The following is a 12,319-nucleotide window of genomic DNA, read 5'->3' as shown; positions in this document are numbered from 1 at the left end:
TCCATGAGCCTGATTGAACTGGCCACCCGCCGTCGCGTGACGGTGGCGATGGCGACCGTCACCCTCGTGTTGTTCGGCTTCATCGCGCTGTTCGACCTGAAGGTCAACCTGCTGCCCGACCTGAGCTACCCGACGCTCACGGTGCGCACCGAGTACGTGGGCGCCGCGCCGGCCGAGATTGAGACGCTCGTCAGCGAGCCGATCGAGCAGGCCGTGGGCGTGGTCAAGAACCTACGCAAGCTCAAGTCGGTTTCTCGCACGGGGCAGAGCGACGTCGTCCTCGAGTTCGCCTGGGGTACCGACATGGACCAGGCCAGCCTCGAGGTCCGTGACAAGCTCGAACTGCTCCAGCTGCCGCTCGAAGTGAAGCCGCCGGTGCTGCTGCGCTTCAACCCGAGTACCCAGCCGATCATGCGGCTCGCCATCGCGGCCTCCAGCGCGCAGGCCACGCCGCAGGAGCTGATGAATCTCCGCCGCTACGCCGAGGAGACGCTGAAGCGCCGCCTCGAGCCCGTGCCGGGTGTGGCCGCGGTCAAGGTGGGCGGCGGCCTCGAGGATGAAGTCCAGGTCCTGATCGACCAGAACAAGCTGGCGCAGCTCAACCTCGACATCAACGTCGTGGTGCAGCGCCTGCAGCAGGAGAACGTCAACGTCTCCGGTGGTCGCATCGAGGAAGGCTCGCAGCGCTATCTGGTGCGGACGGTGAACCAGTTCGCCAACCTGCAGCAGATGCGCGACATGCTGATCACCACGCTCAACGGCGTGCCGATCCATCTGCGCGACGTCGCCACCGTGGAGCAGGGCAACAAGGAGCGCGAGGCCATCATCCGCATCGGTTCGGCCGAAGCAGTGGAGGTCGCGCTGTACAAGGAAGGCGACGCCAACACCGTCGCGGTGGCCGACGCCATCAAGCAGGCCCTGCGTGACATGGAGCGCGAGACCGCACCGCGCACGCCCGGTGCCGAGGGTGGGCGCAGCGGCCCGCCGCAGGTCGCCACCGTCCCGGGCCAATACACCGTCGATGGCCTGACCATGCGCACCGTCGAGGACCAGTCCGTCTTCATCGGTTCGGCCCTGAGTGAAGTCCAGAAGGAAGCGGTGATGGGTGGTCTGTTCGCCATCCTGATCATCTTCTTCTTCCTCCGCGACGGCTGGAGCACCTTCGTCATTTCGCTGTCGCTCCCGGTGTCGATCATCGCCACCTTCTTCTTCATGGGGCAGCTCGACCTTTCCCTCAACGTGATGTCGCTGGCCGGCCTCGCACTGGCGACCGGCATGGTGGTCGACGACTCGATCGTCGTGCTCGAGAACATCGCTAAAGCCCGCGAGAAGGGCCTGGGCGTGCTCGAGGCCGCGATCGTCGGCACGAAGGAAGTGGGCATGCCCGTGGTGGCGACCACCCTGACGACCGTCGCGGTGTTCCTGCCGCTGGTGTTCGTGGAAGGCGTTGCCGGCCAGCTGTTCCGGGACCAGGCGCTCACCGTCTCGATCGCGCTGCTGATCTCGATGGTCATCGCGCTGACCCTGATCCCGATGCTCAGCTCCTTGAAGGCCACCGCGCCGATGAGCTTCCCCGTGGAGAGCGAGCCGGGTTCGGTGCGCCCGCCGCGCAGCTTCTTCGAGGCCGGTGAGCGCTTCGGCGCGCCTTACGCCAGCATGGTGGCGCGTCGCCCGGGCGCGCTTGGCGCCATCATCGGCGTACTGGCTGCGCTGGTTTTCGCACCCTTCAAGCTGCTGTGGTGGATCCTGTCCTTCCTCACGCTGCTTGCGGTTCGCGCCGCACTGCTGGTGTGGCGTGGGTTCACCACCTTCGTCCTGCCCGGCGTGGCCAAGGTGGGTGAATTTGTTCTGCGTCCGTACGACGCCGCCGCCGAGTCCTACCGCCGTCGCATCCTGCCCGCGGCCCTGCGTAAACCCGCGCTCGTCCTGGGTTCGGCCGGCGTGGCCTTCCTGCTCTCGCTCGGCATGGCGACGACGCTGGGCACCGACCTGATCCCGCAGCTGGCCCAGGACCGCTTCGACATGACCGCGAAGCTGCCCGCCGGTACGCAGCTCCAGGACACCGACCGCCTCGTCGCGGCGGTGCAGGGCCAGTTCGACGGCGACGACCGCATCAAGGCGCTGTTCGGCGTCAGCGGAACCGGCACGCGCCTCGACGCCAATCCGACCGAGTCGGGCGAGAACATCGCGCGCGTTTCGATCGTGCTGGGCCAGGGCTACAGCCGCACCACGGAAGCGGCGCTCACCGACGACCTGCGCGGCTTCATGGCCGGCTATCCGGATGTCGAGGTGAAGTTCAGTCGCCCGGAGCTGGTCAGCCTGTCGACGCCGCTGGAAATCGAGATCCGAGGCACCGACCTCGTCGAGCTCGAGGCGGCCGGGCGAAAGCTCACCGATCTGATGAAGGCGTCCCCGCACTTCGCCGACGTGAAATCGACGGTGGAGCAGGGCTTCCCCGAAGTGCAGATCCGCTTCGACCAGGAACGGGCCGCGGCGCTCGGCCTGACCACGCGCCAGATCGCCGATGAAGTCGTGCGCAAGGTGCGCGGCGAAGTTGCCACCCGCTACAGCTTCCGCGACCGCAAGATCGACGTGCTGGTGCGTGCACAGGAATCGGATCGCGCGTCGGTTGCCGAGATCCGCGACTTGATCATCAACCCGCAAAGCGAGCGTCCGGTGCCGCTGTCGGCCGTGGCGGAAGTCGTCGAGACCATTGGCCCCGGCGAGATCAACCGCGTCGACCAGACCCGCGTGGCCATCATTTCGGCCAACCTGCGCGACATCGACCTGGGCACCGCGGTCGAGGAAGTGAACAAGCTTGTCGAGGCGAATCCGCTGGGCACCGACCTGCGCCTCGCCTTCGGCGGCCAGAGCGAGGAGCTGGGCCGTTCGCTGCAGTCGCTGATGTTCGCCTTCGGCCTCGCGATCTTCCTCGTCTACCTGGTGATGGCCTCGCAGTTCGAGTCGCTGCTGCACCCCTTCGTCATCCTCTTCACCATCCCGTTGGCCGTGGTCGGCGCTGTGCTCGCCCTCGTACTGTCCGGTTCTCCGGTGTCGGTGGTGGTGTTCATCGGGTTGATCTTGCTCGTCGGCATCGTGGTGAAGAACGCCATCGTGCTGGTCGACAAGGTGAACCAGCTGCGCCTCGAGGGCCTGAGCAAGGTCGACGCGCTGGTGGAGGGCTCGTACTCGCGCCTGCGCCCCATCGTCATGACGACCCTGACGACGCTGTTCGGCTTCGCGCCACTGGCCTTCTTCGGCGGCGACGGTGCCGAGGTGAAGGCGCCGATGGCGATCACGGTCATCGGCGGACTCACGGTTTCCACCCTGCTGACCCTGGTCGTCATCCCGGTGATGTACAAGCTGCTGGATCGCAGCAGCGACGAATCGTGGAAGGCCGAGGGTGAGCGCAACAAGCAGATCGGCTTGATCGGGAAGCTGGTCGGGGAGTCGCAGCCATGAGCCTCGCGGAGATCAGCCTGCGCCGCCCGGTGACGGCGATCATGTTCTACGTGTCCTTGATGGTGTTGGGACTGATCGCCGCCTTCAAGCTGCCGCTCGAGCAGTTCCCGGCCCTGACCGCACCCTTCATCTACATCGAGCTGCCCTACGCCGGCGCATCACCGGAAGAAGTGGAGCGCACCATCGTTCGGCCGGCGGAGGAGGCGTTGGCGACGCTCTCCGGCGTCAAGAACATGTGGTCGAACGCCCGCGGCGACGGTGGCGGCATCTTCCTCGAGTTCGACGACTGGGCCCGCGACACCAACATCGCCGCGAGCGAGGCGCGGGATCGCATTGATGCGATCCGCACCGACCTGCCGGACGACTTCCAGCGCTACTTCGTCATGAAGTTCTCGACGACGGACGAACCGGTGCTGCGCCTGCGCTTCACCAGCGACCGCGACTTGCGCAACGAGTACGCGATGCTGGAGCGCCTGTTCAAACGTCGCATCGAGCGTATCCCCGGCGTGGCGCGCGTCGACATCATCGGCGTGGAAGCGCCGGAGGTCGAGGTGGCGATCGACCCCGTGCGGCTCGGAGCCCACAATGTCGCGCTGAACGACTTGGCGATGCGGCTCCGCGCGGTGAACTTCTCCGTGTCGGCCGGCAGCATCGATGACGGCCTACGTCGCATCCGCGTTCAGCCGGTGGGCGAGATCCGTGATCTCGACGAATTGCGCAACCTCGTCCTGAACGACAGGGGCCTGAAGCTTTCCGACATCGCCGACGTGGTGCTGAAACCGCAGCGCGCCGATTTCGGCCGCCGTCTCGACGGCCGCCCGGCGGTGGGCATCGACATCCAGCGCGAGGCCGACGCCAACCTCGTGCAGATGTCGCGGGATGTGCTGCGCGAGATGGTGGAGATCGAAAAGGCGCCGGAGTTGCGCGGCATCCAGGTGCTCATCGCGGACGATCAGGCCGAATCGGTGAAGAGCTCGATCTTCGAGCTGACGGAAGCCGGCATCGTCGGCTGCCTGCTCTCGATCTTCATCCTGTTCTACTTCCTGCGCCACTGGCCGAGCACCCTGATGGTGACGCTCGCCATCCCGGTCTGCATCGTGATGACGCTGGGCATCATGTACTTCATGGGCCTGACGTTGAACATCCTCACCATGATGGGTCTGCTGCTCGGGCTCGGCATGCTGGTGGACAACGCGGTCGTGGTGGTGGAGAGCATCTACCAGTACCGCGAGAAGTATCCGAATGATCCGTATCGCTGCGCGATCGAGGGCACGCGCAGCGTGCAGCTGGCGATCAGCGCCGGCACGCTGACGAGCATCATCGTGTTCGTGCCGAACCTGTTCGGCGACGTCAACCAGATCAGCATCTTCCTCGGCCAGGTCGCGGCGACGATCACCATCTCGTTGCTGGCCTCGTGGCTGGTGGCGGTGAGCCTGATCCCGATGCTTTCGGCCAAGGTGGCCACGCCGCCGGCGCTGGGCCTGACTACGGGCTTCGTCCCGTGGCTCACCCGCCGTTACGCCGATGGCCTGCGCTGGTCGCTCGAGCATCGCGGTTGGTCGGTGTTCGGTATCGTCCTGATCGTCATCCTCAGCATCGTTCCTGCCGCGACCGGGTTGATGAAGGTCGACATGTTCAAGAACGACGCCGGCCGCGAGATCGACATCTATTTCGACTGGCGCGGCTCCTACAGCCTCGACCAGATGCTCGGCGAGATGCTCAAGGTGGAGGAGGTGCTCGACGCCAAGCGCGAAGAGCTGCAGATCGAGCAGATCTACACGGTCTACAGCGAGCGGGGTTGGGGCGGCATCGACGTGACCTTGAAGTCGGAGGGCGACCTGCTTCCGACCGAGGAGCTGCAGGAGAAGATCCGCAAGATCCTGCCCAAGTCCGCGCTGGCCGAGATCGGCATCGAGGGCAGTGGCGGCCCGGGTGGCGGTGGCGGCGGCGGCGGCCAGAACGAGGGCGTCCGTGTCTCGCTGAATGGGGATTCGAACGAGGAGCTGATGCTGCTCGCCGAGCAGATCGTTCCCGTGCTTGCCCGTCGCCCGGAACTCCGCGATGTCCGTATCGATACCGGCGACGAGACCAGCGAGGTTCGCGTCAGCGTGGATCGCGATCGCGCCGCGGCCTATGGATTCTCAGCCCAGGAGGTGGCGCAGTACATCGGCATCGCCCTGCGCGGCACGCCGCTTCGCGAGTTCCGCGGCCGTGGCGAAGAGGTGCCCGTGTGGGCGCGCTTCGCTGGCGCGGAGAAGTTCCGTGTGCAGGACCTGCAGTCGTTGCAGCTGACGCGTCCAGACGGCAGCCGCGTGCCGCTGATGTCGATGGTGAAGGTGGACATCGAGCGCGGTGCCGGGCAGATCAATCGGGAGAACCGCCGGACATCGCTCAATATCGCGGCCAACCTCGGCGACAAGCAAACCAACGAGGACGCCCGCAAGGCCATGACCGAAGTGCTCGCCAAGGTGACGTTCCCGCCTGGCTACGGCTTCAGTTTTGGTGGCGATTTCCAGCGGAATGACGAGGCCGGTACGCAGATGGCCTTCAACACGCTCATCGCCATGATCATGATCTTCATCATCATGGCTGCGCTATTCGAGTCCTTGCTGTACCCGTTGGCGATCATGAGCAGCATCGTGTTCTCGGCCTTCGGCGTGTTCTGGTTCTTCGTGATCACCAACACCACGTTCACGATCATGGCGGCGATCGGCATCCTGGTGCTGATGGGCGTGGTGGTGAACAACGGCATCGTGATGATCGAGCACATCAACAACCTGCGCCGGGAGGGCTACAGCCGCCTCGATGCACTGGTGGAGGGCAGTCGCGAACGCCTGCGGCCCATCCTGATGACGATGGGCACGACGATCCTCGGCATGATTCCGCTGACGCTCGGCGGTGCGCAGATCGGCGGCGATGGCCCGGGCTACTACCCGATGGCCCGAGCCATCGTCGGTGGCCTGATCTTCTCGACGGTCGTCAGCCTGGTCTTCCTGCCGACGATCTACGCGATCCTCGACGACGTCGGGAACTGGAGCGGTGCCGCGTTCCGTCGTGCCCGCGAGTGGGCTGGCGTGCGCGAGATCGGTACCGCCCACTGAGGGCCCGGCGCGAGCCCCGGTTCTCCCGGGGCCGCGTCAGTGGACGGGAGCGCGGGTATGCCCCGCGCCGCGCACCATCCACTTGAGGGTGGTGAGGGATTCGAGCCCCATCGGACCGTAGGCGTGCAACTTGGTCGTCGAGATGCCGATCTCGGCGCCCAGGCCCAGTTCGCCGCCATCGTTGAAGCGGGTGGATGCGTTGACCATCACCGCCGAGGCGTCGACCTCGCGCTGGAAGCGGGCCGCCAGTGCATCGTCCTGCGTGGCGATGGCCTCGGTGTGCTGAGAGCCGTGCGCGGCAATGTGCACGAGCGCCTCTTCGAAGCCGTTCACGACCTTCACTGCGATGACGAGTTCGAGGTATTCGGCGTCCCAGTCGTCGGGCGTCGCGGCCTCGGCCGAAGGCAGCAGCGGGACGGCGCGCGGGCAGGCGCGCAGCGTGACACCGCGAGCGCGAAGCGCCTCGCCAACGCGTGGCAGGAAAGCGCCTGCCACGCTGGCGTCGACCAGCAGCGTCTCCAAGGCATTGCATGCGGAAGGACGCGCGCACTTGCCGTCGATGGCGAGGTGGAGCGCGGCGTCGAGGTCGGCGCTGGCTTCGACGTACAGGTGGCAAACGCCCTTGTAGTGGCGGATGACCGGCACGCGGCTGACCTCGGCGACATGCCGGATCAAGCCTTCGCCGCCGCGCGGGATCACCAGCGCGAGGCAGTCGTCATGCTTCAACAGTTCGGCGATGGCGGCGCGTTCGAACACCGGCACCAGCACCGCCGCATCGACCGGCAGGCCGACGGCCTGCAAGCCGGCCTGTACGGCCTCGATGAGCGCGGCATTGCTGTGCGCCGCCTCCCGGCCGCCGCGCAGCACGCAGGCGTTTCCGGACTTGAGGCAGAGCACTGCGGCATCGACGGTCACGTTCGGGCGCGATTCGTAGATCATCGCAATGGCACCGAGCGGTGCGCGCATCCGCCCGATCTCGAGGCCATCGGCGCGCGGCGCCTGCCATTCGATCCCGCCCAGTGGATCGGGCAGCGCGTTCACGGCGCGCACGGCGGCGACCAGTGCGGCGAAGCGTGCGGGGTCGAGCCGAAGGCGATCCTGCATCGCGGTCGACAGGCCCGCCGCGCCGGCCGCCTCGAGATCCTTCGCATTGGCTGCGAGCACGCTGGCCTCCCGAGCCTCGAGGGCGAGCGCGATAGCGTCGAGCGCCGCAGTGCGGGTGGCGGCGTCGCTCGCGGCGAGGCGGCGCGCAGCGGCGCGCGAGGCTTCCGCACAGCGGCGGATGAGTCGGGTTTCGTCGGGGGTCACAGCAGCACCAGGTCGTCGCGGTGGATCACGGTCTCGGGGCCTTCGTAGCCGAGCAGGGCCGGCAACTCAGCGCTCGGTTTGCCCAGCACGCGCCGCAATTCGGAGGCATCGTATTGCGCGATGCCCTTGGCGAAGGGCCGCGCGTCGCCCTCCACCCGCACTTCGACGGCATCGCCGGCACGGAACGCGCCCTCGACCCCGCGGACGCCGGCCGGAAGCAGGGACGCGCCGCGCTCCTTCAGTGCGCGTAGTGCCCCGGCATCGACATGCAGTTGGCCTTGGCTCGCCAGTGCGTGGCGCATCCAATGCTCCTTGGCGCTGGCCGGTGTCGCCGTGGGCTCGAAGAGGGTGCCCGGGCACTCGTCGCGGCCGAGGGCTTCGAGCGCCTCCGCCTTCCCGCCGTGCGCAATGACGGTCGGGATGCCGCGAGCCGTCGCCTTCGCGGCGGCTTCCAGCTTGGTGCGCATGCCGCCCGTACCGACCGCTGAGCCGGCGCCGCCGGCGAGCGCGAACACCGCGTCGTCGATGGCGGCCACGCGCGCGATGCGCATCGCAGTCGGCACTTTGCGCGGATCGGCGTCGTACAGACCGTCGATGTCGGAAAGGATCACCAGCAGGTCGGCTTCGACCAGCACCGCCACGTGGGCGGCGAGGTTGTCGTTGTCGCCGAGGCGGAGCTCGTCGACGGCCACCGAGTCGTTCTCGTTGATGATCGGCAGTACGCCGGCGCGCAGCAGTTCCCGCAGCGTGTTCTTGGCGTTGACGAAGCGGCGGCGGTTCTGCAGGTCGTCGAAGGCCAACAGCACCTGCGCGCACGGCACATCGAGCAGGCGGGCCCAGGCCTCGAACATGCGCGGCTGGCCGAGGGCCGCAAGCGCCTGCTTCGCGGGGAGCGCGGGACCATCCAGCGAGCCCAGCAGCGCGCGCCCGGCGGCGACGGCGCCGGACGAGACGAGCACGACCTCGCGATCGTCGGCGCGGGCTTCGGCGATGAAGCGGGCGATCGACAGCAGGTGCCGCGTGGAAAGCCGCTGCCCGCCGGGCGCGATCAGGTTGCTGCCGACCTTGAGGACGGCGCGTTTCCAGCGGGGTAGGGCGACGGGCTCGGACACCAGCGGCACTCGATGAGGGGAGTGCCCGAGTTCACCCCAGCGCGTTGGAGCCGTCAAATCACCTTGCGCCCTGAGCCAATGTCTCGGAGCGCGCCTCAGAGCAGCTTGGCGATCATCCCCGCGCCTGCGGCCCACACCGCCAGCGCGGTGCCCACCGAGGTGAGGAAGAAGTTCAGCAGGGTGCGGGCTACGCGGTTCTTCCACCAGCCGCGCAACGTGCGTGTGTCGTCTCGGAGGGCGAGGAAGTCGGCGTAGTCCGGCTTGCGCACCCAGGCCTCGACCAGCGCGCTGATGGTTCCGGAGCCCAGTGCGGGATGCAGCGGCGTGATCGGCGAGGCCAGGGCCGCCGCGAGGATGCTCAGCGGATGCCCGCCGGCCGCGAGGCAGCCCAGCGCGCCGCCGGCCGCGGTGATCGCCGCCCACTGCAGCAGCACCATGCCCCCGGTCTCGATGCCGCCCTGGTGCCAACCCCAGGCGAAGCCGCCGAGCAGCAGGCCAACGAGGACGATCGTGAACCACGGCAGGCCCTCGTCTTTGGGCAGGGCTTCGAGTTCGGCGATCTGCGCGACGGGGGCCGCCGTGCCAGTTTCCAGCGCGGCCTTCAGCCCCGCCAGATGGCCCGCGCCAACGACGGCCAGCACGTGTTGGCCCGGATGCGCGGCGCCGGCCTCGCGCAGCTTGGCGGCCATGTAGCGGTCGCGTTCGGCGATGACCGCCTCGTACAGCTCGGGGCTCTGGCCGGCGAACTCGGCGAAGCTCGCTTCCAGCACGTCGCCCTGCTTGAGCTTCTCGATGGCGTCGTCTTCGACCTTCTCGTCGACGATCAGGCTGGTGAACAGCCCGGCACCCAGCATCGAGCGCTTCCAGAAGCCGAGCCGGCCCCAGGCGCGCTTGAAGGTCAGACCGATGTCGCGATCGATCAGCACCATCGGCAAGCCGCGCGCGGTGGCGCCGACGGCGGCGGCTTTCAGCTCGGCCCCGGGCTCCACGCCCAGCTGCTCCGAGAGGCGGCGCTGGTAGGCGGCGAGGGCGAGGTTCGCTGCCAGGAGCCCGGCCTTGCCGGATTTGATGGCCTGCACGAGGTCGAGCTTGGCCAGAGCGTTCGGATCGGTCAGTGCGCGATGGCGCGCGGGATCAAGCTCGACGGCGATGACATCGAAGGCGCCGCTGGCCAGCGCGGTCTCGACGGCGGCCACGCTCTCCTTCGAGACGTGCGCGGTGCCGAGCAGGGTGTAGCGGACGCCGTCGCGGTCGACGCGGGCGAGCGGCTGGTCGGCCAGCGCGGCCGGCAGGGTCGTGTCGTTCAATGCAGGCTCAATCGCGGAAACGCTTGGTCAGGTCGCCGTAGGCGTCGATGCGGCGGTCACGCAGGAAGGGCCAGATGCGGCGCACGGCTTCGCCGCGGGCGAGGTCCACTTCGCAGAACAGCACTTCGGCCGCATCGCGCGAGGCTTCGGCGAGCACTTCGCCCTGCGGCCCGAACACGGCGCTTGAGCCCCAGAACTGGATGCCGGGGCCGCCGATGGGGGAAGCCTCGAATCCGGTGCGGTTGCAGGTGAGCACGGGCAGGCCGTTCGCCACGGCATGGCCGCGGTGCGAGAGGATCCAGGCCATGCGCTGGCGCTCTTTCTCGGCGTCCGTGTCGCGCGGGTCCCAGCCGATGGCGGTCGGGTAGAGCAGCAGGTCGGCGCCGGCCAGCGCCATCAGGCGCGCGGCTTCCGGATACCACTGGTCCCAGCACACGAGCACGCCGAGGCGGCCCACCGAGGTGTCGATCGGGGTGAAGCCGAGGTCGCCGGGCGTGAAGTAGAACTTCTCGTTGAAGCCCGGGTCGTCGGGGATGTGCATCTTCCGGTACTTCCCGCGGAAGCTGCCGTCGGCGTCGAAGACCACGGCGGTGTTGTGCGCGAGGCCGGGCGCACGGCGCTCGAACAGCGAGGCGACCAGCACCACGCCGTGCTGCTTCGCCAGTCGCGAAAGGCGCTCGGTGCTCGGGCCGGGAATGGCTTCCGCGCGATCGAACTCGTCCACGCTCTGGTGCTGGCAGAAATACGGCCCGTTATGCAGCTCCTGCAGCAGCACGAGCTTGGCGCCGCCCGCGGCGGCTTCGGCCACGCGCTGCTCGATGCGCGCGAGGTTGGGTTCGGCGTCGCCCTGGTTGAACTCCTGGACGAGGGCGACTTTCAGAATGCGGCTCATAAGGTCACTCGGTGGCGCGTGCGCGGCGCTCAGGCCAGCAGGCCGGCGGGCAGCTGCATGGTGATGCAGTGCAGGCTGCCGTTCTGCCAGATCAGCGGGCGGCAGGGCACGGGCATGATGGCGTGGTTCGGGAAGGCGTTGCCGAGCATCACGGCGGCGGCGGCGTCCATCTTGTCGCCGTAGGCCGGCATCAGCACCGCGCCGTTGATGATCAGGAAGTTCGCGTAGGAGGCCGCGAGGCGGCGGCCCTCGTCGATGATCGGACGCGCCCACGGCAGGGGGAACAGGCGGTAGGGCCGGTTGTCGGCCGTGCGCAGGGCGGCCAGCTCGGCGCCCATGGCTTGCAGGCCGGCGTAGTGCGAATCGGCCGGGTCGTCGCAGCTCTGGTAGGTGATGCTGTCGCGCGCGGCGAAGCGGGCGAGGGTGTCGATGTGCGCGTCGGTGTCGTCGCCCTCGAGCGCCCCGTGGTCCAGCCACAGCACGCGGTGCTGCTGCAGCGCGTTCTCGAGCTGCCAGCTGATTTCCTGGCGCGTCAGGCCGGGATGGCGCTCATGCAGGCAGTGCCAGGTGGTGAGCAGGGTGCCTTCGCCGTCGGTCTCGATGCCACCGCCTTCGAGTGCGAAATCGATGCGCTGGTGCTTCGCGTCCTTGAACAGGCCCGCCGCGACCAGCTGCGCGATCAGCGCATCGTCCTGCGCGGCGCCGTACTTGCCGCCCCAGCCGGTGAAGCGGAAATCGAGCAGGCGGAAGCCGTCACCGTCGCGGAGGGTGATCGGGCCGGAATCCCGCAGCCAGGTGTCGTCGTAGGCGGCGTGGACGAAGCGCACGCGCGCGAGATCGGCACCACCCGCCGTCAGCAGGGCACGCGCATGGGCTTCGAGCGCGGCATCGGCCACCACGATGACCAGACGCTGGAAGCGCGTGATGGCCGCACCGAGCGCGACATAGGTGGTCTCGACCTCGGCGAGCCGCTCGGCCCAGTCGGTGCCGGCGTGCGGCCAGGCGATCAGGACGGCGTCCTGGGGTTCCCATTCGGCGGGGAAGCGAAGGCTCATGGCAGTCGGGTTTCGATGGTCGAAGGATGGTGGCGTGCGAGTTCGCCCATGAAAAAGGCGCGGCGGAGACGCCGCGCCCCGG

The 12,319-nt window shown here is 68.1% G+C and carries 7 protein-coding genes; 2 read left to right on the top strand and 5 right to left on the bottom strand.

Annotated elements, in window-relative coordinates; translation table 11 throughout:
• Window positions 1–3: 3 nt before the first annotated feature.
• Both O9255_RS08005 and O9255_RS08000 read left to right on the top strand, forming a co-directional pair.
• The gene (locus O9255_RS08005) at window positions 4–3,462 is read left to right on the top strand and encodes an efflux RND transporter permease subunit (protein WP_297866332.1); all 3,459 of its coding nucleotides are present in this window, start codon (window positions 4–6) and stop codon (window positions 3,460–3,462) included.
• Window positions 3,459–6,563, top strand: coding sequence for an efflux RND transporter permease subunit (locus O9255_RS08000; protein WP_297866331.1), 3,105 nt, complete (start codon window positions 3,459–3,461; stop codon window positions 6,561–6,563). Before O9255_RS08005 ends, O9255_RS08000 begins: the two co-directional genes overlap by 4 nt.
• A 36-nt stretch (window positions 6,564–6,599) precedes the next feature.
• Here the strand turns inward: O9255_RS08000 and O9255_RS07995 are convergent, their stop codons facing one another.
• The 5 genes from O9255_RS07995 to O9255_RS07975 form a co-directional block, all read right to left on the bottom strand.
• The gene (locus O9255_RS07995; RefSeq protein ID WP_297866330.1) at window positions 6,600–7,871 is read right to left on the bottom strand and encodes a glutamate-5-semialdehyde dehydrogenase; all 1,272 of its coding nucleotides are present in this window, start codon (window positions 7,869–7,871) and stop codon (window positions 6,600–6,602) included.
• Entirely contained in the window at window positions 7,868–8,983 is a 1,116-nt protein-coding gene (proB, locus tag O9255_RS07990) for a glutamate 5-kinase (protein ID WP_297866329.1), read from the bottom strand. Before proB ends, O9255_RS07995 begins: the two co-directional genes overlap by 4 nt.
• Window positions 8,984–9,078: 95 nt before the next feature.
• Window positions 9,079–10,290 (bottom strand): TraB/GumN family protein, encoded by a 1,212-nt coding sequence (locus O9255_RS07985; RefSeq protein ID WP_297866328.1) that lies wholly within the window; start codon window positions 10,288–10,290, stop codon window positions 9,079–9,081.
• Window positions 10,291–10,297: 7 nt separating this feature from the next.
• Entirely contained in the window at window positions 10,298–11,182 is an 885-nt protein-coding gene (locus tag O9255_RS07980) for a carbon-nitrogen hydrolase (protein WP_297866327.1), read from the bottom strand.
• A gap of 29 nt (window positions 11,183–11,211) precedes the next feature.
• Window positions 11,212–12,237, bottom strand: a complete 1,026-nt coding sequence (locus O9255_RS07975) for an agmatine deiminase family protein (protein ID WP_297866326.1) — start codon at window positions 12,235–12,237, stop codon at window positions 11,212–11,214.
• Window positions 12,238–12,319: the final 82 nt, after the last annotated feature.

It is taken from the genome of Silanimonas sp., from assembly GCF_027530345.1.
Taxonomy (GTDB): domain Bacteria; phylum Pseudomonadota; class Gammaproteobacteria; order Xanthomonadales; family Xanthomonadaceae; genus Silanimonas.
Note: the sequence above shows the minus strand (reverse complement) of the source record. Positions and strands in the feature narration are given on the sequence as shown.